A 23392-nucleotide genomic window follows, 5' to 3' on the forward strand; every position below is an offset into this window, starting at 1 on the left:
ACGCCAGGCAGCGTGTCTTGTCGCGGTCGTCTGGACTTCCGAATGCTTTAGCAGATCCATCCAGCAGGCGGATGGGTCCGTCACGGCGCCTCCGGCAACCCGAGATAGCGCGGCAGCAGTACCCGGATGCGGGTGCCCTGGCCGGTCACGGGGTCGGTAGGACTATCGATCATTATCTGACCATAATGCTCTTCTACGATGGAATAGACCAGCGCCAAGCCAAGCCCCGTCCCCTTGCCCGGATCCTTGGTGGTGAAGAAGGGTTCGAACAGCCGGCTGACGATGGCCTTGGGAATGCCGCTGCCCTCGTCCTCGACGCTCAGGGTCACGGTCTGGCCCTGGGCCTCGCTGCGCACCCGGATCGGCGCACCGGGCGGCGAGGCGTCCCGGGCGTTGGACAGCAGGTTGATCATCACCTGCACCAGCCGCTGGGGATCGCCCTGCACCAGGTGTGCGGGATCGCAGAGATTGAAGAAGTCGACGTCCACGCTCTGGCGGTTGAGGGAGAGCAGGGCGATGGCCTCCTGGGCCGCCTCGGCCACGCACACCGGTTCGTGGGCCTGCTGGCGACCGCCGGCATGGGCGAAACTCATCAGCGACTGGACGATGCGGGTAATGCGCCGGGTCTGCTCGATGATCTGGCTGCTGATCTCGTCGATCTCTTCGTCCGCCTCGCGCTCCTCGCGCAGGTTCTGCGCCAGGCAGGCGATGCCGGTGACCGGATTGCCGATCTCGTGGGCGACGCCCGCGGCCAGCCGGCCGATGGAGGCCAAACGCTCGGAATGGATCAGGCGGTCTTCCAGCAGCTGGGTCTCGCTGATGTCTTCCACCACCAGCACCGTGCCGTTGCTGCCCACCGCCAGGGGTTCGTCGATGGTCGCCTTGTGCAGGTTGAGCCAGCGCTGCTCGTGTTCCTGGGGCAGCCGCTGCTTGTAGAGGTGCTGCTGCGCCGGTTCGGCGAGAAAGCGCTCGAACAGGTCCTGCCAGGGATCGGGCAGGGCGCTCAGGCGCGAACCCACCACCCGGGCGCCGTCGATGCCGGTGAGTTCTTCCATGGCGCGGTTCCACATGAGGATCTCGCGGTCACGCGCCAGGGAGCAGACGCCCATGGGCAACTCCTGCAGGGTCTGGCGGTGATAGCGGCGCAGGGCGTCCAGTTCGGCGGCCAGGCCGGTCAGGCGCGACTGGTAGTCTTCCAGGCGATTCTCGATGAAGTGGATGTCTTCGGTGGCATAGGCCTCGCTTTCCGCCTTGAACGGCAGAAAGGTCTCGACGATGTCCTGGGCGACCCGCGGGCCCATCAGGCCGGAGAGATTGGCCTCGATGCGATCGCGCAACCGGCGCAGGGCATAGGGGCGGCGCTCGTCATAGGGCAGCAGCAGATCGGCCAGAGCGCGCTCGACTTCCTTCTGCGCGGTCTTGGCGCCCAGCGGCTTGGCCAGCTGGGCGGCGAAGTCCTGGGGCGAGCTGGCCGCCAGTTCGCGGCGCTGCGGACGGCGGACGTTGTCCACGGCGCAGGCCTCGGCGGCGCTCTTCTCTTCTTCGCTGGCCTCGGTGAAGAGCGAGACCAGGGCGAACACCAGCACGTTGACGGTCAGCGAGGCCACGGCGGCGAGGTGCCAGTTGCTGGCGCTGATGCGATAGCTGAAGACGCCGATGTGCAGCGGATTGATGTCGGCCACCAGCGGCATGAGCATGCTCAGGAACCACAGGCCCAGGCCGCACAGCAGGCCGGCGATGAAGCCCTTGCGATTGGCCGTCTGCCAGTAGAGCACCGACAGCGCGCCGGGCAGGAATTGCACGGTGGCGACAAAGGAGACGATGCCCAGGCTGGAGAGATCGCCATGGCCCTGCAGCAGGCGATAGAAGCCATAGCTGCCGAGGATGATGGCGGCGATCAGCATGCGCCGGGTCATGCGCAGCCAGCGATAGATGTTGCCGTCGGTGGGCGGCTGGTAGAGCGGCAGCACGATGTGGTTGAGCAGCATGCCCGACAGCGCCATGGTCACCACGATGATCAGGCCGCTGGCCGCCGACAGCCCGCCGACGAAGGCCACCAGCGCCAGCAGCGGATTGTCCAGCGCCAGGCCCACGCCCAGGGTGAAGTACTCCGGCGGCGTCGGCGAACCCAGCGCCAGGCCACCCCAGAGAATCGGCGGCACCGCCAGGCTGATCAGCAGCAGGAACAGCGGCAGGCCCCAGCTGGCACTGACCAGCGCCTGGGGACTGAGATTCTCGGTGAAGGCCATGTGGTACATGTGCGGGGTGACGATGGCCGCGGCAAAGAACACCAGCAGCAGGATCCGCCAGGGACCTTCCTGCAGCGGGGTGTGCAGGGTGGAGAGGGCGCTCTGGTTCTGCTGCAGCCAGGTCTCCAGGCCGTTGGGTCCGCCGAACACGGTATAGAGGGTGACGCCGCCGACGATGCCCAGGGCCAGCAGCTTGACCAGGGATTCGAAGGCGATGGCCACTACCAGGCCCTCGTGGCGTTCCTTGGAATTGATCTGGCGCGCGCCGAAGAGCATGGCGAACAGGGTGATCAGCAGGCAGAAGCCCAGCGCCGGGGCGTCCTGGGCGCGGGCCTGCACCAGGATGCCGGTGCTGGTGGCCACCGCCTGGATCTGCAGCGCCAGCAGCGGCAGCACGGCGATCAGCATGCCCAGGCTGGTGAGGGCGCCGGCCCAGGTGCTGCGGAAACGGAAGGCGAAAAGATCGGCCAGGGACGCCAGCTGGTAGGCACGGGTCAGGCGCAGGATGGGATAGAGCAGCACCGGCGCCAGCAAGAAGGCGCCGCACAGGCCCAGGTAGTAGGCGAGAAAGCCGTAGCCGTAGTCGTAGGCCAGGCCCACGGTGCCATAGAAGGCCCAGGCGCTGGCGTAGACGCCCAGCGACAGGGTGTAGATCAGCGGATGGCGCACCAGCCGGCGCGGCACCCAGCCCTTCTCGGTCATCCAGGCGACGCCAAAGAAGATCAGCAGGTAACCGGCGCTGATCAGCACCAGTTGGGACAGACTAAAGCTCGTCGGCATCGCGCTGGCTCTGCAGGATAAAGGTCACCACGATGAGGATGAGCCACAGCAGGTAGGGGCGATACCAGGCGCCGCTGGGAGCGATCCACCAATCCATGATGGCGGGGGAGAACAGATAGATGCCTACCACGAGGAGCAGGACCAGCCGGTAGATGTACATGCGCGGTTCCCGAACGGCGATGGCGCCATGGTAATGCAAAAGCGCTGTACCCCGGAGAGGGAGGCCTCTAACGTGAAGGCTTCTTTCCCCGCCGGAGTTCGCCGATGACCAGACCCCGTCTCGCCGCCGTGCTGGAAACCGCGCTCTATGTCGCCGATCTGCCCCGGGCCCGGCGCTTCTATGAAGAGCTGCTGGGGCTCACGCCGATGTTCGCCGACGAGCGCCTGGCCGCCTATGCGGTGGGCGCCAGCGTCCTGTTGCTGTTCCAGCGGGGCACTACCGAACAGCCCGTCAGGCTGCCGGGCGGCTGCATTCCGCCCCATGGCGCCCAGGGCTGTCAGCACCTGGCCCTGGCCGTCGCGGCGGATGAACTGGAAGCCTGGGCCGTACACCTGGTGGCTGCCGGGGTCGCCATCGAAGAACGCACCCGCTGGCCGCGTGGCGCGATCAGCCTGTATTTCCGCGATCCGGACGGACATCTGCTGGAACTGGCCACGCCCGGCCTCTGGCCCAACTACTAGTCCGGCAGCCGGGCTTCGGCCAGGTGCGGCACCCGCGGGATCAGCGCGGCATCCCAGTGGGCGACGCCCCAGGCCAGCACCCTGGCCGGGGTTTCCCGGGCCAGCTCCGCATGCGTCGGCTGGCCCAGGGTGCGCAGGGCGCGCACCAGCAAGCCGCCGGCCTGCTCGGGTGGCAGCGGCGGCGAGCGGTAGCTCTTGCCCAGCTTGTGGCCATCGGGCTGGATCAGCAGTGGCACGTGCAGATAGCGCGGCGCCGGATGACCGAGCAATTCCTGCAGATAGAGCTGGCGGGGCGTCGAGTCCAGCAGGTCGGCGCCCCGCACCACGTCGGTCATGCCCTGCAGGGCATCGTCCATCACCACCGCCAACTGGTAGGCGATCAGGCCGTCGCGGCGCTGGATGACGAAGTCGCCCACCTCGCGGCCCAGGTGCTGGCGGAATTCGCCCTGCACCCGGTCGACGAAGCGGTAGTCCAGCTCAGGGACACGGATGCGGATGGCGGCGTCCGTCGCCGGCAGGCCGCGATTGCGGCAGTATCCGGGGTAGAGGCCGCCACTGCCTTCGAGCTGCTTGCGCGAGCAGTCGCAGGCATAGGCCAGGCCGCTGGCCAGCCACTGCGCGATGACCGCGCGATAGGCGTCCAGGCGCTCGCTCTGGCGCAGCACCGGGCCGTCCCATTCGAAGCCGTAGGCCTCCAGAGTGGTGAGGATGGCCGCCTGAGCGCCGGGGACCTCGCGCGGGGGGTCCAGGTCTTCCATGCGCACCAGCCACTGCCCGCCCGCAGCGCGGGCATCCAGGTAGGAGGCGAGGGCGGCAACCAGCGAGCCGAAGTGCAGATAGCCGCTGGGCGTGGGGGCGAAACGGCCGACATAGGGGCGCCTGGACATAGCTCATCCTGTGAATGCCGGAAAATCCGAAGTCTGGAAAGAACAAAGGGCGCCGTAGCGCCCTCGTCGGTGAGGCAGCAGGACTCAGGTCCCGGTCTGCTTCTCGCGGATCTCGGCCAGGGTCTTGCAGTCGATGCACAGGCTGGCGGTCGGACGGGCTTCCAGGCGACGGATACCGATTTCCACGCCGCACGAGTCGCACCAGCCGTATTCGTTGTCTTCGATCAGCTGCAACGTCTCGTCGATCTTCTTGATCAGCTTGCGCTCGCGGTCGCGGGCACGCAGTTCCAGGCTGAATTCCTCTTCCTGGGTCGCGCGGTCGGCCGGGTCGGCGAAGTTGGCCGCTTCTTCCTTCATGTGGTGCACGGTGCGATCGACTTCTTCGCGCAGTTCCTGCTTCCACTTGTTCAGAATGCCGGTGAAGTGGGCGCGCATGCGCTCACTCATGTATTCCTCACCCTTGGCAGGCTGGTAGGGTTCGTAGCCACGGGCCAGATGATTGTTCTGCTGATTTGCTTCGCTGGGCATGATTGACCCTCTCACTTTCGCTGATCCTGTCCACAGGCTGGATGCGTTTCCAGGCCTCTCCATGTTGGAACGCCCGGGGTCTGTGGCTGCCGATGGCGTCCCGCGCAATGCCGACGCCAGGCTGAATATGTTCTCGACTGGCCAGTCGCCCTGCGGATGCAAGCCGGCGAACTTACCAGAAGCTTCCAGGGGGCGCTACTACTGGCCTCCCGCTCCTTGCCGACGCGGCGGATGCCGGTCTGCGAAGCCTTGGTTAGAATCCCGCCTTCGCCACAAGTTCGGACCCCCTCCATGTCCAATTCCTACAGCGCGCGCAGCCAGGCCATCGAGCCCTTCCATGTGATGGCCCTGCTGGAGCGCGCCAACCAGCTCCAGGCCGCCGGGCATGACGTCATCCACCTGGAGATCGGCGAGCCCGATTTCACCACCGCCGCCCCGGTGGTCGCGGCCGGCCAGGCCGCGCTGGCGGCCGGTCAGACCCGCTACACCGCGGCCCGCGGCCTGCCGGAGTTGCGCCGCGCCATCGCCGCCTTCTATGGCGAGCGCTACGGCGTCGACCTGGATCCGGAACGGGTGCTGATCACCCCCGGCGGCTCGGGTGCCCTGCTGCTGGCCAGCGCCCTGCTGGTCGATCCCGGGCGTCACTGGCTGCTGGCCGATCCCGGCTATCCCTGCAATCGACACTTCCTGCGCCTGGTGGAAGGCGCGGCCCAGCTGATTCCGGTCGGCGCCGAGACCCGCTACCAGCTCACCCCCGAACTGGTCGCGCGGCACTGGCAGGCGGACAGCGTCGGCGCCCTGGTGGCCTCGCCGGCCAATCCGACCGGCACCCTGCTGGATCGCGACGAACTCGCCGGGCTGTCGGCCGCCCTCAAGGCCCGCGGTGGTCACCTGGTGGTGGACGAGATCTACCACGGCCTGACCTACGGCCTGGACGCCCCCAGCGTGCTGGAGGTGGACGACTCGGCCTTCGTGCTTAACAGCTTCTCCAAGTACTTCGGCATGACCGGCTGGCGCCTCGGCTGGCTGGTGGCGCCGCGCGCCGCGGTGCCGGAGCTGGAAAAGCTGGCGCAGAATCTCTACATCAGCGCCTCCACCGTGGCCCAGCAGGCGGCCCTGGCCTGTTTCACCCCGGAGGCCATGGCCATCTTCGAAGAGCGGCGCGCCGAATTCGCCCGCCGCCGCGACTACCTGCTGCCAGCGCTACGCGAGCTGGGCTTTGAGATTGCCGTCGAGCCCCAGGGCGCCTTCTACCTCTATGCCGACATCGCCGCCTTTGGCGGCGACGCCTATGCCTTCTGCCAGTTTCTGCTGGAGACCGAGCACGTCGCCATCACCCCCGGCCTGGATTTCGGTCGCTACCGCGCCGACACCCATGTGCGCTTCGCCTACACCCAGTCGCTGCCGCGCCTGGAAGAGGCCGTCGCCCGCATCGCCCAGGGATTGCAGCGCTGGAGCGCCCGGTGAGATTCGAGCCGCCCCTGGAAGAGGGTCGCCTGCTGCGCCGCTACAAGCGCTTTCTCGCCGACATCGAGACCGCCAGCGGCGAGGTGCTGACCCTGCACTGCCCCAATACCGGTTCCATGCTCCACTGCCAGCCGGCAGGCGCCCGCGTCTGGTTCAGCCGCGCCAGTGGTCCCAAGCGCAAGCTGCCCGGCACCTGGGAGTTGGTCGAGACGGATCACGGCCGCCTGGCCTGCATCAATACCGCCCGTGCCAATCGCCTGGTGGAGGAGGCCTTGCTGGCCGGTGGCATTCCCGAACTGGCCGGCTTCACCGCCCTGCGCCGGGAGGTGGCCTACGGGCTGGAGAACAGTCGCGCCGATTTTCGCCTGGAGTATCCCGCGGGGCCGCTGTACCTGGAGGTCAAGAGCGTCACCCTGGGCTTTGCCGACACCGCGATCGCCGCCTTTCCCGACGCCGTGACCACCCGTGGGGCCCGCCATCTGCGCGAGCTGGCGGCCCTGGCCGCGGCCGGTGAGCGGGCCGTGCTGCTCTATTGCGTATTGCTCGACGGCATCAAGGCGGTACGCCCGGCCGCGGAAATTGATGCCGCCTATGCCCTGGCCCTGGGCGAAGCCCGTCGCCAGGGTGTGCAGGTGCTGGCTTATGGGGCACGGCTCTCGCCCGCGGGCCTGGAGCTGGACCGACCGCTGCGCCTCGCTGACTAGGCAGTCACAAAAAGCTGATCGCCCGGACAGGATCTGGCAGGCGCCTTGCTTACGGATATCGCCCATCGATCGCCGCTATCGGGCGATCCTGTCAGGAGTCTCTTGATGATCTCTGTGTTGGGCATGCTGTTGCTGGTGGCCATCGCCATCCTCTTTTCCCGCCAGCGGCGCGCCATTCGCGTGCGTACCGTGCTCGCGGCCTTTCTGTTGCAGGCGGGGCTCGGCCTGTTCGTCCTCTACATTCCCTGGGGCCAGCAGGTGCTCGGCAGCGTCTCCGGCGCCGTCTCTTCGCTGCAGCTCTATGCCGACAAGGGCATCGAGTTCCTCTTCGGCGGTCTCGCCGGACCGAAGATGTTCGAGTACTTCGGTAACGGTGGCTTCGTCTTCGCCGTGCGGGTGCTGCCCCTGATCGTCTTCTTCGGCAGCCTGATCGCGGTGCTCTACTACCTGGGCATCATGGGCTGGATCATCCGCCTGGTGGGCGGCGCGCTGCATGCCCTGCTCGGCACCAGTCGGGTGGAATCCACCACGGTCACCGCGACCCTGTTTCTCGGCCAGTCGGAAATGCCGCTGGTGGTGCGGCCCTTCATCGCCGATCTCACCCGCTCGGAGCTGTTCGCCATCATGGTTGGCGGTTTCGCCGCGGTGGCCGGTTCGGTGCTGCTGGGCTACGCCGGCATGGGCGTGGAACTCAAGTACCTGATCGCCGCCAGCTTCATGGCCGCTCCGGGCGGCCTGCTGATGGCCAAGCTGATGGAGCCGGAGACCGAACAGCCGCGCGACCAGGCCATGAAGACCCTGGGGGAAGGGGAGGAGCGCCCAGCCAACGTCATAGACGCAGCCGCCGAAGGCGCCCAGGTCGGCCTGCGCATCGCCCTGGCGGTCGGTGCCATGCTGCTGGCCTTCATCGCCCTGATCGCCCTGCTCAACGGCATCCTCGGCTGGTGCGGCGCCTGGTTCGGCGTGCCGCAACTGAGCATGCAGCTGGTGCTGGGCTATCTGCTGGCGCCGGTGGCCTTCCTCATCGGCGTGCCCTGGAACGAGGCGGTACAGGCCGGTGGCTTCATCGGTCAGAAGCTGGTGCTCAACGAATTCGTCGCCTATGCCGACCTCTCGACCTATCTGGACCCGGTCAAGTCGGCAGCGGCGGGCGTCCAGCCGCTCTCGGCGCATACCCAGGTCATCGTCACCTTCGCCCTCTGCGGCTTCGCCAATCTCTCTTCCATCGCCATCCAGCTCGGCGGCCTGGGCGGCATCGCGCCCCAGCGGCGTCACGAACTGGCTCAGCTGGGCCTGCGCGCCATGCTTGGCGGCACCCTGGCCAACCTGATGAGCGCGGCCCTGGCCGGCTTCTTCATCGGCCTCTAGCTCGATATCGATTGGACCATCCGGTCCACTTTATGGTGCACCGCTGGCCTGGGTGCGCCAAAACGTAACAGCGGATGACCGTGGCGTGCGCCTGCTTCGCCGCCACGGGTTGTCCGCGGCTTCTAAAGGCTTTCGCTCAGGAACCCTCCTCATGACGTTTTCCCGCCTCCGTCGCGTGCGCTTCGGCGCACTACCGCTCCTGTTCTGCTGCAGCGCCCAGCTGCTGGCCGCTCCCGCCGTCGCCACCGACAGCGCCCAGGGCGAGACCGCCAGTCCCGCCGCGCAACAGACGGACAATCGCTCGCCCTATCTGTCGTCCTGGTACAACCAGGATCTGACCCTGATCGGCAGCAAGGACATCAGCTTCGGCCCGCAGCCCGTGGACGACGTCTATCTGGAGTACGAGTACTTCGGCCGCAAGGGGCCCTTCGAACTCTATGGCTACATCGACGTGCCCAGGGTACTGGGTATCGGCAACAGCCATGACTCCGGCGTCTGGGACCGCGGCTCGCCCCTGTTCATGGAGCACGAACCGCGTATCTCCATCGATCAGCTCAGTGGTCGCTCGCTGGCCTTCGGACCGTTCAAGGAGTGGTACCTGGCCTTCGACTGGATCTACGACCACGGCAGCAGCCGAGCCAGTCGGCAGAACACCCTCTACGCCGGCTTCGGTACCGATATCGAGACCCATACCCCGGTGCTGCTGTCCGCCAACCTCTACGGCCGCCGCCAGTGGGAAAACTATGGCGCCGCCAACGAGAATTCCTGGGACGGCTATCGGGCCCAGCTCAAGTACATCTGGCCGCTGGCCAAGTTCGACAACGGCGCTTCCCTGACCTATGTCGGCTTCACCAACTTCGATTTCGGCTCGAAGCTGGGCGACGAGCCGGGACGTACGGCCAATGCCACCGTGTCCACCAACGTGCTGCTCTATGCCTTCACCCACCTGCGCTTCATGTTCGCTGCGCGGCATTTCCACAATGGCGGCAACTGGCGCGACGGCACCGAGCTGAACTTTGGCGAGGGCGATTTCGAGGGCCGCTCCAACGGCTGGGGCTACTATGCGGGGGTGGGTTATCAATTCTGATCTGGAGACTGTCATGAGCACCAACCTGCCTGCGCACCTGGCCGCACTGCTTCCGCAAGCGGTCGCTGCGGCCGAGCGCGCCTACTGTCCGCATTCGGAATTTCCCGTGGGCGCCGCCCTGCTGACCGCCGAGGGCGAAGTCATCCATGGCTGCAACGTGGAAAACATCTCCTATGGCCTGACCAACTGCGCCGAGCGCAGCGCCCTGTTCGCCGCCATCAGCCGGGGCCTGCCGCCGCGCAGCTTCACCGCCATGGCCATCCATGCGCCGGGCGTTCCCCTGATCAGTCCCTGTGGTGCCTGTCGCCAGGTGCTGCTGGAGCTGATGGCGCCCGACGCGACCATCGTCTGCAGCGGCAGCGAACCCGGCCGTACCCGCACCTGGACCCTGGCCGAGCTGCTGCCCGGCGCCTTCGACGACTTCTAAGGAGTCCGCCCATGTGGCTTGCCCAGGAGGTGATCCGCCAGAAGCGCGATGGCCTGGAACTCACGGCTGCGGATCTCCAGCGACTGGTCCGCGGCATCGTCGACGACAGCCTTAGCGAAGGCCAGATCGCCGCCTTCGCCATGGCCACCCTGCTGCGCGGCATGACCGCCGCCGAGCGCACCGCCCTGACCCTGGCCATGCGCGACAGCGGCCAGGTGCTGCACTGGGAGCTGCCGGGGCCGGTGGTGGACAAGCATTCCACCGGCGGCGTGGGCGATCTCACCAGCCTGGTACTGGCGCCGCTGCTCGCCGCCTGTGGCTGCCACGTGCCGATGATCTCCGGGCGCGGCCTGGGCCACACCGGCGGCACCCTGGACAAGCTGGAGAGCATCCCCGGCTATTGCATCCGGCCTGGCCTGGCGCGCTTTCGCCAGGTGGTGGCCGAGGTGGGGTGCGCCATCGTCGGTCCGGACGCCGATCTGGCCCCGGCCGATCGCCGCCTCTATGCCATCCGCGATGTCACCGCCACGGTGGAATCGGTGGACCTGATCACTGCCTCCATCCTGGCCAAGAAACTGGCCGCCGGCCTGGACGTGCTGGTCATGGACGTCAAGACCGGCGGCGGCGCCTTCATGGCCGAGCGCGACGCGGCTCTGCGCCTGGCCGACAGCATCGTCGAGGTCGCCGAAGCCGCCGGGGTCCGGACCCGCGCCCTGGTCACCGACATGGGCCAGCCGCTGGCGCGCAGCGCCGGCAATGCCCTGGAGGTGGAGGAGGCCATCGCCCTGCTGACCGGCGAGGTGCGCAGCGAGCGCCTCTGGCAGGTGATCCAGGCGTTGGCCGGGGAAGCGCTGCAACTGGCCGGACTCGCCAGCGATGCCATGGCGGCCGAGCGCCTGGTGCTGGAGGCCTGGCAGAGCGGCGCCGCCCTGGCGCGTTTCGCGGCGATGAACCTGGCCCTGGGCGGTCCGTCCGACCTGACCGAGCGGCCCTGGCAGCATCTGCCCCGGGCTCCGGTGGTGCGCGCCGTCCATCCGGCCCGCCCGGGCTGGGTGCGGCAGGTGGATACCCGCGCCCTCGGTCTGCTGGTGGTTGAACTGGGCGGCGGGCGGCAACGTCCGGAGGATGAAGTGGATCCGGCGGTGGGTCTGGCCGGCCTGGCACTGCCCGGCGAGTGGGTCGACGAGCACCGGCCCCTGGGGGTGATCCATGCCGGCGACGCCCAGAGCGCCGCGCGGGCTGCCCAACACCTGCAGCTGGCCTATGGCCTGGGGGAGGAGCGGCCGGCCGATGCCGTGCCCGTCGTGCTGGATCGGCGCTAGCGCCGGATTTCAGGCAAAAAAAGACCCGGCAGAGCCGGGTCCAAAACCGTGATTAGCCTGATGAGGAGATAACCCGAAAGACCAACTGCTGGACCTTCAGTTATCGACCGGTCTCGCGACCGGCTGAGTTGAATAATAACAATTCTCATTCCATCGTCAAGCGTATTCGAGAATATTTCTTAATTACCGCTGGAAGGTCGCTCTTGGGCACCGCGCAGGCGGGTGACCTCCTTGTTCAGGGTGTCGATATGGCGCGCCATGTTTTCGATCAGGCTGTGGGCGATGCGCGGGGTGGTCTCCATCAGGGAAACGAACTGATCCTGGGGGATCACCAGCACGGTGCAGACGGTCTTGGCGATGACGCTGGCGGTACGAGGCGTATGGGTGAACACCGCCAGGGCGCCGACGATCTCGTCCTGGCAGACCTCGCCGACCTTGCAGCCATCGACCCAGGCCTCGGCATGGCCTTCGGTAATGACGAAGACATGCTCGGCGGAATCGCCCTGGCGGATGATGACCTCGCCGGCGGCATAGCGACGAAAGCCGGTGGCCGGCTGGGTGACCGGCGGCTTGAGCCGGATCAGCGCCTGGGCCAGCAGCGATTGTTGACCCAGCATGTACCTCAGCAGGGCATCGCGCTGGACCGGCGTGGCGGTGGCCGCCGCGAGAAAGGTCTCGCGGTCGTAGGGCAGCACCCGCACGTCGGCCTCGCTCTCGTAATTGAGGATCGGCAGATCAAGGGTGCGCCCCAGGCCGATCAGGTCGCCCTCGCCGAGCTGGAACAGCGCCCGCTGATCCAGGACCACCCGCAGCGGGCCACGCTGGATCAGATAGACCTCGTCATGGCGCATCCAGTCCTGCAGCAGGGCGGCGGGACTCAGCTGCAGGGGCTGCCGACTCGGCGCCACACCACTGACCAGTCGCGCCGGAATGGCCTGCAGCGCCTGACGCAACTGATCGACATAGGGAGGCTGATCGCCGATGAGGTACATGGTGCCAATTCCTTCTTGTTACGCAGAGGTTGTGACGTGGGTCGCACGATAAGCCGCTCGTCGGCGACCGTAAATCCACAACTCCACGAGCTGTGACGGAACGCTTGTTCTGCCCCCCAGGAGGTCGTGGTCAGGCCGGGGCGCGACCCAGGCGGCGCAGCAGGCGAGCCGGCAGGGCCTCCAGCTGTCCGGCGCGACCCAGCTCCACTACCAGCGCCCGATCCTGCTCGGCGGGTTCGAGCGGATCCTGGGCCTGGCGCTGGGCTGCCACCACCGCGAGGGTGGCTTCGGAAGGATCGGTCCCCTCGGCCTGGCGCTCCTGCAGCCAGCGGGCGATGAGTTCGTCGTCCGCCTGGCAGTCGATGATCAGCAGGGGCGCGGCCTGGGCTTCGGCCAGGGCCTGGGCCGCAGCGCGCTGGGCCTGCTTGAGGTAGGTGGCGTCGAGCACCAGCGGATAACCGGCCGCCAGTACCTGGGCGCCGATCTCGTGCAGGCGCGCATAGGTGGCTTCGCCGGCTGCGGCGCTGTAGCGGGTGGCCTCGTCGCTGTCGGCATAGAGGCGCTGGCGCTCGACATCGGATCTCAGGCGAATGGCGCCGAGCGCCTCGACCAGGGCCAGGGCCACGGTGCTCTTGCCGATCCCCGACACCCCGTGCATCACCGCCGCGAAGGGCTGGGGCACCTGGGTATAGCCTTCGGCCAGGGCCGTGTAGCTGCGATAGCTGGCAAGGATCTCGGCCCGCAGCGCCGGCTCTTCGGCCTGGCCGAGGCGGAAGAGGGCGATCTTGGCGCGCACCATGGCGCGATAGGCCTTGTAGAAGTCGAGCAGGGCGAGGCCGCTGTAGTCGCCGGTCGCCTCAAAGTAGGCATTGACGAATCTGTTGCTCAGGGCCTTGAGGCCGCGATCTTCCAGGTCCATGGCCAGGAAGCCGGCATCGCCCATGGTGTCGGTCAGGCGGAAGGGCTCGTTGAATTCGATGCAGTCGAACAGCACCACCTCGCCGTCGAGCAGGGTGGCGTTGGCCAGGTGGATGTCGCCATGGCATTCGCGGATGAAGCCGTCACGGCAACGCGCCTCGAACAGCGGCAGCAGGCGCGCGTAGCTGGCTTCGGCCCAGGCTTCCAGCTGGTCGAGCTGCCGGAGATCGGCCGCTTCGCCGAGCATGGCGCGGATCTGCTCGAAATTCTGCCGCACCGGCGCCATGGCGGCGTCCGGGGTGCACAGCGGATGCTCGGTCCCTACCTGGGGTGCGGCCAGGTGGAAGCGGGCGATCTGTGCAGCCAGGGCGTCGATGTGCGCCTCGGTCAGCTCGCCGCGCTGCTGCACCTCGCTGAGCAGCTGGCTCTGGGGGAATTCGCGCATGCGCAGGGCGTATTCGATCACCGGACCGCTGCCGCCCAGCTCGGGAGCGCTTTCGCTGCCGGTGATGGCCACCACGTCCTGGTAGAGATCGCGGGTCAGGCGCTGGTTGAGGCGCAGCTCCTCGCGGCAGAAGTGGCCACGGGCTTCCAGGTCGGTGAAGTCGAGGAAACCGAAATTCACCGGCTTCTTGATCTTGTAGGCGACCTCGCCAGTAAGCACGACCCAGGAAATATGGGTTTCGATGACCCGGAACGCCGAGGTGGGATGGGGATAGAGCGCCGGGTTCTGCAGGGCGGAAATCAGGAGCTGGCTCACGGGCGGTCCTTGTAGGGAATGGATGGCGGCATTATCGCTGCCAGGGCGGTCCACGCAAGCCGCGACACCGGGAAGGGGCGTCCTTGAACCCCAGCTGACGAAGCGCTGGCAGGCCGCTGTCGGCCACCGGGCAAGTGCGTATAATGCGCCGCCATGAAGCGACCCCGATCCTCTCGTTCCCGCAAGCGCAAGACCTTTGACTGGCGCCGCCTGTCCGGCTGGGCAGTCAAGCTTGGTCTGGTCGCGCTGGTAGCCCTGGCTGGCCTATGCATCTATCTGGATGCCGTGGTCCAGGAAAAATTCTCCGGCAAGCGCTGGACCATTCCGGCCAAGGTCTATGCTCGGCCGCTGGAATTGTTCAACGGCGTCAAGCTCAGCCGTGACGACTTCCTCACCGAACTCGACGCCCTCGGCTATCGCCGCGAGAAGACCGTGGACGGCCCCGGCAGCGTCTCCGTGGGGGCCTCCACGGTCGAGCTGAACACCCGCGGCTTCCAGTTCTACGAAGGCGTCGAGCCGGCCCGGGCGATCCGCGTGCGCTTCGCCGGCGGCACCGTCTCCGGCGTCAGCGCCCTGGATGGCAGCAATCTGGCCGTGGCCCGCCTGGAGCCGCTGATGATCGGCGGCATCTATCCGGCACATAACGAGGATCGCATCCTCATCAAGCTCGACCAGGCGCCGCCGCACCTGGTCGATGGCCTGGTGGCCGTCGAGGACCGCGAGTTCTGGCATCACCACGGCGTCTCGCCCAAGTCCATCGCCCGGGCGGTCTGGGTCAACGCCACCAGCGGCCAGGTGCGCCAGGGCGGCAGTACCCTGACCCAGCAGCTGGTCAAGAACTTCTACCTCACCAACGAGCGCAGCATCACCCGCAAGGGCACCGAAGCCCTGATGGCGCTGCTGCTGGAGCTGCACTACAGCAAGCAGGAGATCCTCGAGGCCTACCTCAACGAGGTGTTCCTCGGTCAGGACGGCTCGCGCGCCATCCACGGCTTTGGTCTGGCCGCCCAGTACTTCTTCGGCCAGCCCTTCAGCGAGCTGAAACTGCATCAGGTCGCCCTGCTGGTCGGTCTGGTGAAGGGCCCGTCCTACTACAACCCGCGCCGTTATCCCGAGCGCGCCATGACCCGCCGCAACCTGGTGCTCGACCTCATGGCCGAGCAGGGCGTGGTCAGCGCCACCGAGGCGGAAGCGGCCAAGGCTCGGCCGCTGGGCATCACCAAGGCCGGCAGCCTGACCAACAGTTCCTTCCCGGCCTTCGTCGACCTGGTCAAGCGCCAGCTCAAGCAGGACTACCGCGACGAAGACCTCACCGAAGAAGGGCTGCGCATCTTCACCAGCTTCGACCCCATCCTGCAGACCAAGGCCGAAGCCGCCATGGGCGAGACCATGAAGCGCATCGACGGCCGCAAGGGTGCGGAAAACGTCGAGTCGGCCATGGTGGTGACCAATCCGGAAACCGGTGAGGTCCAGGCGCTGCTGGGTGGCCGCGATCCACGCTTCGCCGGCTACAACCGCGCCCTCGACGCGGTGCGCCAGGTCGGCTCGCTAATCAAGCCGGCGGTCTATCTCACCGCCCTCGAGCGCCCCAGCAAGTACACCCTGACCACCCTGATCCAGGATGAGCCCTTCTCGGTGAAGGGCGCCGATGGCCAGGTCTGGCGGCCGCAGAACTACGAGCACAAGGCGCACGGCACCATCTTCCTCTATCAGGGGCTGGCGCATTCCTACAACCTGTCCACCGCGCGCCTGGGCCTGGATCTCGGGGTCCCCGAGGTGCTCAAGACCGTCGCGCGCCTGGGCGTGAGTCGCGCCCTGCCGCCCTATCCGGCGACCCTGCTCGGCGCCGGTGCCCTGACGCCCATGGAAGTGGCGACCATGTACCAGACGCTGGCCAACGGTGGCTTCAACACGCCGCTACGCAGCATCCGCAGCGTGCTCGACGCCAATGGCGAGCCGCTCAAGCGCTATCCCTTCCAGATCGAGCAGCGCTTCGATACCGGCGCCATCTACCTGGTGCAGTACGCCATGCAGCGCGTCATGCGCGAAGGCACCGGGCGCTCGGTCTACAACCAGATCCCCACCAGCGTGAACCTGGCGGGCAAGACCGGCACCACCAACGATTCCCGCGACAGCTGGTTCTCCGGCTTCAGCCAGGATCTGCTGGCGGTGGTCTGGCTGGGTCGCGACGACAACGGCAAGACGCCCCTGACAGGTGCCACCGGCGCCCTGCAGGTCTGGAGCAACTTCATGCGTCGCGCCGATCCGGTCTCCCTGGACATGCCGGTGCCGGACAACATCACCCAGGCCTGGGTCGATGCCACCACCGGGCGCGGCACGGATCCCTCGTGTCCCAACGCCGTGCAGATGCCTTATATTCGCGGCAGTGAGCCGCCACCGGGCGCCTCCTGTGGCGCGCCGGCCGCACCCGCCGCCGGCGGCAACGGCAACGGCGGCAATCCGGTCATGGATTGGGTCAAGGGTTGGTTGAATTGAGAGGTCCCAAGGTGACGAAAGCAGTCTGGCCGGTGATGATCGCCGGTGTTCTCCTCGCCGGTTGCGCCGCGCCGCAGCGTGGCGCCATCCCCGTGGTCGATTCCGGCGGTCCGGTGTCCAACGGCGAACTCTATCGCCAGGGCAACAACCGGCCCCTGCCGGCGCAACGTCAGGCCCCCGTGGCCGCCGCGCCCAGCGCGCCGGCCGATTCCGGGGTGACCGTCATGGTGCCGGGCGGTAGCTCCGCGCCGCTGGAAACCTATGCCGCACCGGCGGCCTCGGCGCCGCTGATCACCTCGTCCAGCCCCAGCGCACCGCCTGCCCAGGCGCCGGTGCAGCCGAGCTATTCGCAGCCGGTCTATCCGCCTGCCACCCCGGGCGGCTCCGCGGCTGCCAGTACGGCGCCGACCGGCATTCCCGCCACCAGCAATTCCAGTGGTGGTGGCCTGGCTGCCGACGAACAACTCGACGGTCCGGTGCTGGCCCTGCTGACCACCGCCCAGCAACAGCAGAGCGGCGGCGATCTCAACGGCGCCTCCTCGAGCCTGGAACGCGCCCAGCGCATCGCCCCGCGCGAGCCCCAGGTGCTCTATCGCCTGGCCCAGGTGCGCCTGGCGCAGAACGATCCGGCCCAGGGCGAGCAACTGGCCCGGCGCGCCCTGACCTACTCCAATGGCCGCCCGGCCCTGCAGGCCAGTCTCTGGCAACTGATCGCCCAGGCCCGCGAGGCCCAGGGCGATGCCTCCGGCGCCGCCCTGGCCCGGCAGAAGGCGCAGGTGGGTACCTGATGGACGAGCGCCTGCCCGCCCTGGCCGATCAGCTGCTGCAGATCGAGCGTGAATTGCGCCTGCTCGGCTGGTGGTCGGCGCAGGCGCCCAGCGCAGAAGCCCTGGCCAGCCAGGAGCCCTTCTGCGTTGATACCCTGAGTTTCGCCCAGTGGCTGCAGTGGATCTTCGTGCCGCGGATGAAGCTGATCATCGAGAGCGATGCGGCCCTGCCGGCGCGCTCGGGCATCCGGCCGATGGCCGAGATGGTCTACCAGGGCAATCTCGACCCCGTCCTGCCCCTGCTTGCGTCCCTGGCCGAATTCGACCGCATCATCGAAAGCGCCTGAGTTACTTGCCGCAGTTCTGCTCGATGGACAGCTGGGTCTCGGCCAGCCGCTGCTGACGTTCCTCTTCACTCAGCCGCCGCGTCTCGCCCCGCCCGGACTGCACCAGGATGCGCGGATTGTTGCGCAGTTGCGCCAGATTCTGGCGCGCCTGATCGCACTGCTCCTTGAGCTTGTTCTGCTCCTCGCGCACCTGCGCCTTCACCCGGCGATCCAGTTCCTGCTGCTGGGCATCATTGGACACCGATGGCTGCTGGGCACCGTTGGGCATCTTGTAGGTGGGTGCAGTGCCACTGCCATTGATCTGCGGCGCCGTCTTCACGTCCACCTCGTTGGCCTTCTGGCCCTCGGGCGGCTGGGCACTGAAGTGGGTGACACCCTTGTCATCGGTCCACTTGTAGACCTGCGCGGCCTGGGCGGACAGGCTGCAGGCGAAAGCCAGGGCGGAAAGCCAGAAGATCGAGCGCATGGGAATCCTGGAAGGGGAGAGGACAGGACTTCACTATAAGAGGAGACGTCGACCTTTTCATCACGACTGATCGCCGACGACCGATTGCGCCCGGTTGCACCGTTCGGCTTGACTTGCACGGGTCGAATGCGAACAATCCAAAGTTCGCTGTAGCGAGTCGGCCCAAAGCTGACTGCTCGGCAGACCATGAGGTGCCTACCCGCGCCGCCACAGTCAAATACCCTGCACCGCGTTACCTCGCGTCGGGTGGAAGCTCCAGCATTCATCGGAATCTTCCAACAAGGCTTTCTAGGCAGCTGAATCGTCGGTGACCACCGTCGCCCATGCTCTGCCTTGCAGTCAACCGAACCTTGAGCGTCCACCGATGGGCGCTCGCCATGCGTGGAATGAGGTGATACGTGGAGCTATTAACTGGCGCTGAGATGGTCGTCCGCTTCTTGCGCGACGAGGGCGTGAAACACATCTACGGGTACCCGGGCGGTGCCCTGCTGCACATCTACGACGCCCTGTTCAAGGAACCGGCGCTCAACCACATCCTGGTTCGTCACGAGCAGGCCGCCACCCACATGGCCGACGGCTATGCCCGCGCCACCGGCAAGGCCGGCGTGGTTCTGGTGACCTCCGGCCCCGGCGCGACCAATGCCATCACCGGCATCGCCACCGCCTACATGGACTCCATCCCCATGGTGGTCCTGTCTGGCCAGGTGCCGAGCAACATGGTGGGCACCGACGCCTTCCAGGAAACCGACATGGTCGGCATCTCCCGGCCGATCGTGAAGCACAGCTTCATCATCAAGCACCCCTCCGAGATCCCCGAAGTCCTCAAGAAGGCCTTCTACCTCGCCGAGTCCGGGCGCCCCGGTCCGGTGGTGGTCGACATCCCCAAGGACATGGGCGATCCGACCAAGAAATACGAATACGTCTATCCGAAGAAGATCAAGCTGCGCTCCTACAATCCGGCGCAGCGCGGTCATTCCGGGCAGATCCGCAAGGCCGTCGAGATGCTGGTGGCGGCCAAGCGCCCCATCCTCTATGCCGGTGGTGGCGTCATCCTCGGCGGTGCCTCCGCGGCCCTCACCGAGCTGGCGCGCCTGCTCAACCTGCCGGTCACTAATACCCTGATGGGTCTGGGCGCCTACCCGGGCAGCGATCGCCAGTTCCTCGGCATGCTCGGCATGCACGGCAGCTACCAGGCCAACCTGGCCATGCACCACAGCGACGTCATCCTCGCCGTGGGTGCGCGCTTCGATGACCGCGTCATCAACGGCGCCACGCGCTTCTGCCCGAACGCCAAGATCATTCACGTCGACATCGATCCGGCCTCGATCTCCAAGACCATCAAGGCCGACGTGCCCATCGTCGGTCCGGTCGACAGCGTCCTCGCCGAGATGGTCGCCGTGGTCCGCGAACTGAGCGAGAAGCCCCGTGCCGAAAACCAGGCCGCCTGGTGGAAGCAGATCGAGGAATGGCGCGGCGGTCGCGAGATGTTCCCCTACGACAAGGGCGACGGCAGCATCATCAAGCCGCAGACCGTCATCGAGACCCTGTACGACGTCACCGCGGGCGATGCCTACATCACCTCCGACGTGGGTCAGCACCAGATGTTCGCTGCCCAGTACTACCGCTACGACAAGCCCAATCGCTGGATCAACTCCGGCGGCCTCGGCACCATGGGCTTCGGCTTCCCGGCGGCCATGGGCGTCAAGCTCAACTTCCCGGACGCTGACGTCGCCTGCGTCACCGGTGAAGGCAGCGTGCAGATGAACATCCAGGAGCTCTCCACCTGCATGCAGTACGACCTGCCGGTGAAGATCGTCTGCCTCAACAATGGTGCCCTGGGCATGGTCCGCCAGTGGCAGGACATGCAGTACAGCAGCCGCTACTCCCACTCCTACATGGAATCCCTGCCGGACTTCGTCAAGCTGGCCGAGGCCTATGGCCACGTCGGCATGCGCATCGAGCGTCTGGAAGACCTCAAGCCGATGATGGCCGAGGCCTTCGCCATGAAGAATCGCCTGGTCTTCCTCGACATCGCCGTGGACAACACCGAACACGTCTACCCGATGCAGATCAAGGATGGCGCGATGCGCGACATGTGGCTGAGCAAGACGGAGCGGACCTGAACATGAGACACATCATCTCCCTGCTGCTGGAAAACGAGCCTGGCGCCCTGTCCCGCGTGGTCGGCCTGTTTTCCCAGCGCAACTACAACATCGAAAGCCTCACGGTCGCCGCGACCGAAGACCCGACCCTGTCGCGCCTGACCCTGACCACCATCGGCCAGGAAGAGACGGTCGAGCAGATCACCAAGAACCTCAACAAGCTCATCGAGGTGGTGAAACTGGTCAACCTGTCCGAGAGTGCCCACATCGAGCGCGAACTCCTGCTGATCAAGGTCAAGGCCACCGGCGCCCAGCGCGCCGAGGTCAAGCGCACCACCGATATCTTTCGCGGCCAGATCGTCGATGTCGGCAGCAGCGTGTATACCATTCAGCTGGCGGGCACCAGCGAGAAGATCGACAGCTTCATCCAGGCGATCGGCGCCGCGTCCATCCTCGAGGTGGTGCGTAGCGGCGTGACCGGAATTTCCCGTGGCGACAAAGCCCTGAGCATCTGATACCCCCTTTTCCAGGAGAACCTGCAATGCGCGTTTACTACGACAAAGACTGTGACCTTTCCATCATCCAGGGCAAGAAGGTCGCCATCATCGGCTACGGCTCCCAGGGCCACGCCCACGCCTGCAACCTGAAGGACTCCGGCGTCGACGTCGTCGTCGGTCTGCGCAGTGGCTCGGCCACCGTGGCCAAGGCCGAAGCCCATGGCCTGACCGTCAAGCCGGTCAAGGACGCCGTCGCCTCCGCCGACGTGGTCATGATCCTGACCCCCGACGAATTCCAGTCCAAGCTGTACAAGGACGAGATCGAGCCGAACCTGAAGCAGGGCGCCACCCTGGCCTTCGCCCACGGTTTCGCTATCCACTACAACCAGGTCGTGCCCCGTGCTGACCTGGACGTCATCATGATCGCCCCCAAGGCCCCGGGTCACACCGTGCGCTCCGAGTTCGTCAAGGGCGGCGGCATCCCTGATCTGGTCGCCGTCCACCAGGACGCTTCCGGCAATGCCAAGAACGTCGCCCTGTCCTACGCCTGCGGCGTCGGCGGCGGCCGTACCGGCATCATCGAAACCACCTTCAAGGACGAGACCGAAACCGACCTGTTCGGCGAGCAGGCCGTGCTGTGCGGTGGTGCGGTCGAGCTGGTCAAGGCCGGTTTCGAAACTCTGGTCGAAGCCGGCTACGCGCCGGAAATGGCCTACTTCGAGTGCCTGCACGAACTCAAGCTGATCGTTGACCTCATGTACGAAGGCGGTATCGCCAACATGAACTACTCGATTTCCAACAACGCCGAGTACGGCGAGTACGTGACCGGCCCCGAGGTCATCAACGCCGAGTCGCGCGCAGCCATGAAGAATGCGCTCAAGCGCATCCAGAACGGCGAATACGCCAAGATGTTCGTGGCCGAGGGCGCGTCCAACTACGCTTCCATGACCGCCTACCGTCGCAACAACGCGGCTCACCCGATCGAGCAGGTCGGCGAGAAGCTGCGGGCGATGATGCCCTGGATCGCGTCGAACAAGATCGTCGACAAGACCAAGAACTGATCGGACAGGGCGCCAGCCCTGTAACGAGCGGTAAAGGACGCGGCCTCGGCCGCGTTTTTTATTGCACTGCCCACGACCCCGGCAATGCCTTAGCATGGGAGGTTAGGCTGAACCCTATCCTCAAGAGGTCAGTCCAATCCGTCAGGTAATGCCCAAGGAAAATCCATGAGCGAGCGTCCCGAAGAAACCCCGTCCAACACAGCCACCGACGGCCTCATCCCCGTGGATGAACACATCGAGGAGACGCAGGACGCCCAGGGGCGCAAGATCAGACGCCGTGGCGTGTACCTGCTACCCAACCTCTTCACCACCGCGGCGCTCTTTGCCGGCCTCTATTCGATCATCAAGGGTGTCGCGGCTCAGACCGCCTTCATCCAGGGGCAATACGACATCGCCTCCGCCGGCTTCTCGGCCGCGGCCGCCGCCATCTTCATCGCCATGGTGCTCGATGGCCTGGATGGTCGCGTCGCCCGCATGACCAATACCCAGAGCGCCTTCGGCGAGCAGTACGACTCGCTCTCCGACATGGTCGCCTTCGGCGTCGCACCGGCGATCCTGGCCTTCCAGTGGGCCCTGAGTGGTCTGGGTAATGTCGGCTGGGCCGTCGCCTTCATCTATGTAGCCGGCGCCGCCTTGCGTCTGGCCCGCTTCAACACCCAGATCGGCTCGGTGGACAAGCGCTACTTCATCGGCCTGGCCAGTCCTTCCGCGGCGGCCCTGGTGGCCGGTACCGTCTGGTGCTTCAGTGACTTCGGCATCCAGGGCTCCAAGCTGTCGCTGCTGGTCGCCCTGATGGTCGCTGCAGCCGGCATGCTCATGGTCAGCAATTTCAAGTACTGGAGCTTCAAGACCCTGGGCCTGAAAGGACGCGTCCCCTTCGTGGTCATCCTGATCGCCGTGCTGGTCTTCGCCGTGGTCTTTACCGACCCGCCGCGCGTCCTGCTGCTGGGCTTCCTGGCCTATGCGGTCTCCGGACCCTTCACCACCCTCTGGCGCAATCGCCGTATCGGCCGTGCCTAGCGGCATCGAGAGGGCTATAAGAAAGGGGCTGCGCGAGCAGCCCCTTTCTTTTTTTGGCCTTTCTGAAAATAACCTGTTGACCTGTCCTGAAACTCCCCTATAATGCGCTCCACTTCCGGCGCAGACGCTGAAGCGGCTTGAAAATCAAGCACTTAGGTCTGAGCCGGACGAAGGGTCCACGGATTCTTCGCCATTTGGTTCTCACCTTCGGGTGGCAACGAAATGAAGCGGAGGGGTTGACAGCGTCTTGGGATGCTGTAGGATTCGCCTCCCGCTGCCGAGATTGGCTAGACCGGTCAGGCAAGCGCAAGTGGTTGAGTTGAAACGAAAAAGTTCAAATCAACGCTTGACAGGATGTGAGGACAGCGTAGAATGCGCGCCTCGGTTAGCGACACGGTCGCAACCAACTGCTCTTTAACAAGTTGAATCAAGCAATTCGTGTGGGTGCTTGTGAGATAAGTCTGAT

At 66.2% G+C, this 23392-nt stretch carries 21 protein-coding genes; 14 read left to right on the plus strand and 7 right to left on the minus strand.

Features of this window, described 5'->3' with window-relative positions:
• Positions 1-80: 80 nt before the first annotated feature.
• Together PSEK12I1_RS0103935 and PSEK12I1_RS24535 are read right to left on the minus strand one after the other, a co-directional pair.
• Positions 81-3029, minus strand: a complete 2949-nt coding sequence (locus PSEK12I1_RS0103935) for a sensor histidine kinase (protein WP_027600746.1) — start codon at positions 3027-3029, stop codon at positions 81-83.
• Positions 3013-3189, minus strand: coding sequence for a hypothetical protein (locus tag PSEK12I1_RS24535; protein WP_007159707.1), 177 nt, complete (start codon positions 3187-3189; stop codon positions 3013-3015). Before PSEK12I1_RS24535 ends, PSEK12I1_RS0103935 begins: the two co-directional genes overlap by 17 nt.
• Before the next feature lie 104 nt (positions 3190-3293).
• Between PSEK12I1_RS24535 and PSEK12I1_RS0103945 the strand changes: the two genes are divergently transcribed.
• The gene (locus PSEK12I1_RS0103945; RefSeq protein ID WP_027600747.1) at positions 3294-3710 is read left to right on the plus strand and encodes a VOC family protein; all 417 of its coding nucleotides are present in this window, start codon (positions 3294-3296) and stop codon (positions 3708-3710) included.
• Here PSEK12I1_RS0103945 and gluQRS read toward each other — a convergent pair.
• Both gluQRS and dksA read right to left on the minus strand, forming a co-directional pair.
• A complete protein-coding gene (gene gluQRS, locus PSEK12I1_RS0103950) occupies positions 3707-4597 on the minus strand; it encodes a tRNA glutamyl-Q(34) synthetase GluQRS (RefSeq protein WP_027600748.1) in 891 nt (296 codons plus the stop codon). The genes PSEK12I1_RS0103945 and gluQRS overlap by 4 nt on opposite strands.
• An 84-nt stretch (positions 4598-4681) precedes the next feature.
• Positions 4682-5125, minus strand: a complete 444-nt coding sequence (dksA, locus tag PSEK12I1_RS0103955) for an RNA polymerase-binding protein DksA (protein WP_007159704.1) — start codon at positions 5123-5125, stop codon at positions 4682-4684.
• Between the two features lie 291 nt (positions 5126-5416).
• Between dksA and PSEK12I1_RS0103960 the strand changes: the two genes are divergently transcribed.
• The 6 genes from PSEK12I1_RS0103960 to deoA all read left to right on the plus strand — a co-directional run bounded on the left by PSEK12I1_RS0103960 (position 5417) and on the right by deoA (position 11500).
• Positions 5417-6592, plus strand: a complete 1176-nt coding sequence (locus tag PSEK12I1_RS0103960) for a pyridoxal phosphate-dependent aminotransferase (protein ID WP_027600749.1) — start codon at positions 5417-5419, stop codon at positions 6590-6592.
• Positions 6589-7296: a DNA/RNA nuclease SfsA gene (gene sfsA, locus PSEK12I1_RS0103965; protein ID WP_027600750.1), complete on the plus strand. Its 708-nt coding sequence runs from the start codon at positions 6589-6591 to the stop codon at positions 7294-7296. Before PSEK12I1_RS0103960 ends, sfsA begins: the two co-directional genes overlap by 4 nt.
• A 105-nt stretch (positions 7297-7401) precedes the next feature.
• Positions 7402-8664 (plus strand): NupC/NupG family nucleoside CNT transporter, encoded by a 1263-nt coding sequence (locus PSEK12I1_RS0103970; protein ID WP_007159701.1) that lies wholly within the window; start codon positions 7402-7404, stop codon positions 8662-8664.
• A gap of 151 nt (positions 8665-8815) precedes the next feature.
• Complete coding sequence (locus PSEK12I1_RS0103975; protein ID WP_007159700.1) at positions 8816-9751, plus strand: nucleoside-specific channel-forming protein Tsx; 936 nt, start codon at positions 8816-8818, stop codon at positions 9749-9751.
• Between the two features lie 13 nt (positions 9752-9764).
• Positions 9765-10178: a cytidine deaminase gene (locus PSEK12I1_RS0103980; protein WP_007159699.1), complete on the plus strand. Its 414-nt coding sequence runs from the start codon at positions 9765-9767 to the stop codon at positions 10176-10178.
• Positions 10179-10189: 11 nt separating this feature from the next.
• Complete coding sequence (deoA, locus tag PSEK12I1_RS0103985) at positions 10190-11500, plus strand: thymidine phosphorylase (protein ID WP_027600752.1); 1311 nt, start codon at positions 10190-10192, stop codon at positions 11498-11500.
• Between the two features lie 179 nt (positions 11501-11679).
• Here the strand turns inward: deoA and PSEK12I1_RS0103990 are convergent, their stop codons facing one another.
• Together PSEK12I1_RS0103990 and PSEK12I1_RS0103995 are read right to left on the minus strand one after the other, a co-directional pair.
• Positions 11680-12492 carry a cyclic nucleotide-binding domain-containing protein gene (locus PSEK12I1_RS0103990; RefSeq protein WP_027600753.1) on the minus strand — a complete coding sequence of 271 codons (813 nt, stop codon included), beginning with the start codon at positions 12490-12492 and terminating at the stop codon, positions 11680-11682.
• A 130-nt stretch (positions 12493-12622) separates the two neighbouring features.
• On the minus strand, positions 12623-14170 hold the full coding sequence (locus PSEK12I1_RS0103995; RefSeq protein WP_027600754.1) for a bifunctional aminoglycoside phosphotransferase/ATP-binding protein: 1548 nt from the start codon (positions 14168-14170) through the stop codon (positions 12623-12625).
• 153 nt (positions 14171-14323) lie between these two features.
• On the opposite strand from PSEK12I1_RS0103995, the gene mrcB reads away from it, so the two are divergent.
• The 3 genes from mrcB to PSEK12I1_RS0104010 are packed head-to-tail and all read left to right on the plus strand — an operon-like array spanning position 14324 to position 17780.
• A complete protein-coding gene (mrcB, locus tag PSEK12I1_RS0104000) occupies positions 14324-16666 on the plus strand; it encodes a penicillin-binding protein 1B (RefSeq protein ID WP_027600755.1) in 2343 nt (780 codons plus the stop codon).
• A 35-nt stretch (positions 16667-16701) separates the two neighbouring features.
• The gene (locus tag PSEK12I1_RS0104005; protein WP_037006632.1) at positions 16702-17454 is read left to right on the plus strand and encodes a M48 family metallopeptidase; all 753 of its coding nucleotides are present in this window, start codon (positions 16702-16704) and stop codon (positions 17452-17454) included.
• Positions 17454-17780, plus strand: a complete 327-nt coding sequence (locus PSEK12I1_RS0104010; RefSeq protein ID WP_027597552.1) for a YqcC family protein — start codon at positions 17454-17456, stop codon at positions 17778-17780. The genes PSEK12I1_RS0104005 and PSEK12I1_RS0104010 overlap by 1 nt, the downstream gene beginning before the upstream one ends.
• Position 17781: 1 nt before the next feature.
• Here the strand turns inward: PSEK12I1_RS0104010 and PSEK12I1_RS0104015 are convergent, their stop codons facing one another.
• Entirely contained in the window at positions 17782-18246 is a 465-nt protein-coding gene (locus tag PSEK12I1_RS0104015; protein WP_007159692.1) for a DUF4124 domain-containing protein, read from the minus strand.
• A gap of 398 nt (positions 18247-18644) precedes the next feature.
• On the opposite strand from PSEK12I1_RS0104015, the gene PSEK12I1_RS0104020 reads away from it, so the two are divergent.
• The 4 genes from PSEK12I1_RS0104020 (at position 18645) to pssA (ending at position 22926) form a co-directional block, all read left to right on the plus strand.
• Entirely contained in the window at positions 18645-20369 is a 1725-nt protein-coding gene (locus PSEK12I1_RS0104020; protein ID WP_027597553.1) for an acetolactate synthase 3 large subunit, read from the plus strand.
• A gap of 2 nt (positions 20370-20371) precedes the next feature.
• Entirely contained in the window at positions 20372-20863 is a 492-nt protein-coding gene (ilvN, locus tag PSEK12I1_RS0104025; RefSeq protein WP_007159690.1) for an acetolactate synthase small subunit, read from the plus strand.
• 26 nt (positions 20864-20889) lie between these two features.
• Positions 20890-21906: a ketol-acid reductoisomerase gene (ilvC, locus tag PSEK12I1_RS0104030; protein ID WP_007159689.1), complete on the plus strand. Its 1017-nt coding sequence runs from the start codon at positions 20890-20892 to the stop codon at positions 21904-21906.
• Positions 21907-22071: 165 nt separating this feature from the next.
• Positions 22072-22926 (plus strand): CDP-diacylglycerol--serine O-phosphatidyltransferase, encoded by an 855-nt coding sequence (gene pssA, locus PSEK12I1_RS0104035; RefSeq protein ID WP_007159688.1) that lies wholly within the window; start codon positions 22072-22074, stop codon positions 22924-22926.
• The last annotated feature ends 466 nt before the right edge of the window (positions 22927-23392 follow it).

The organism is Pseudomonas sp. MOIL14HWK12:I1, assembly GCF_000510705.1.
Taxonomy (GTDB): Bacteria; Pseudomonadota; Gammaproteobacteria; order Pseudomonadales; family Pseudomonadaceae; genus Chryseomonas; species Chryseomonas oryzihabitans.

Coding starts and splice junctions, on each gene's coding strand:
- deoA (WP_027600752.1), top strand. CDS start 10,190: ATGTGGCTTGCCCAGGAGGTGATCCGCCAGAAGCGCGATGGCCTGGAA.
- PSEK12I1_RS0103960 (WP_027600749.1), top strand. CDS start 5,417: ATGTCCAATTCCTACAGCGCGCGCAGCCAGGCCATCGAGCCCTTCCAT.
- ilvN (WP_007159690.1), top strand. CDS start 20,372: ATGAGACACATCATCTCCCTGCTGCTGGAAAACGAGCCTGGCGCCCTG.
- PSEK12I1_RS0104015 (WP_007159692.1), bottom strand. CDS start 18,246: ATGCGCTCGATCTTCTGGCTTTCCGCCCTGGCTTTCGCCTGCAGCCTG.
- mrcB (WP_027600755.1), top strand. CDS start 14,324: ATGAAGCGACCCCGATCCTCTCGTTCCCGCAAGCGCAAGACCTTTGAC.
- PSEK12I1_RS0103945 (WP_027600747.1), top strand. CDS start 3,294: ATGACCAGACCCCGTCTCGCCGCCGTGCTGGAAACCGCGCTCTATGTC.
- PSEK12I1_RS0103970 (WP_007159701.1), top strand. CDS start 7,402: ATGATCTCTGTGTTGGGCATGCTGTTGCTGGTGGCCATCGCCATCCTC.
- PSEK12I1_RS0103975 (WP_007159700.1), top strand. CDS start 8,816: ATGACGTTTTCCCGCCTCCGTCGCGTGCGCTTCGGCGCACTACCGCTC.
- dksA (WP_007159704.1), bottom strand. CDS start 5,125: ATGCCCAGCGAAGCAAATCAGCAGAACAATCATCTGGCCCGTGGCTAC.
- pssA (WP_007159688.1), top strand. CDS start 22,072: ATGAGCGAGCGTCCCGAAGAAACCCCGTCCAACACAGCCACCGACGGC.
- PSEK12I1_RS0103990 (WP_027600753.1), bottom strand. CDS start 12,492: ATGTACCTCATCGGCGATCAGCCTCCCTATGTCGATCAGTTGCGTCAG.
- PSEK12I1_RS24535 (WP_007159707.1), bottom strand. CDS start 3,189: ATGTACATCTACCGGCTGGTCCTGCTCCTCGTGGTAGGCATCTATCTG.
- ilvC (WP_007159689.1), top strand. CDS start 20,890: ATGCGCGTTTACTACGACAAAGACTGTGACCTTTCCATCATCCAGGGC.
- PSEK12I1_RS0103935 (WP_027600746.1), bottom strand. CDS start 3,029: ATGCCGACGAGCTTTAGTCTGTCCCAACTGGTGCTGATCAGCGCCGGT.
- PSEK12I1_RS0104010 (WP_027597552.1), top strand. CDS start 17,454: ATGGACGAGCGCCTGCCCGCCCTGGCCGATCAGCTGCTGCAGATCGAG.
- gluQRS (WP_027600748.1), bottom strand. CDS start 4,597: ATGTCCAGGCGCCCCTATGTCGGCCGTTTCGCCCCCACGCCCAGCGGC.
- PSEK12I1_RS0104005 (WP_037006632.1), top strand. CDS start 16,702: ATGATCGCCGGTGTTCTCCTCGCCGGTTGCGCCGCGCCGCAGCGTGGC.
- PSEK12I1_RS0103980 (WP_007159699.1), top strand. CDS start 9,765: ATGAGCACCAACCTGCCTGCGCACCTGGCCGCACTGCTTCCGCAAGCG.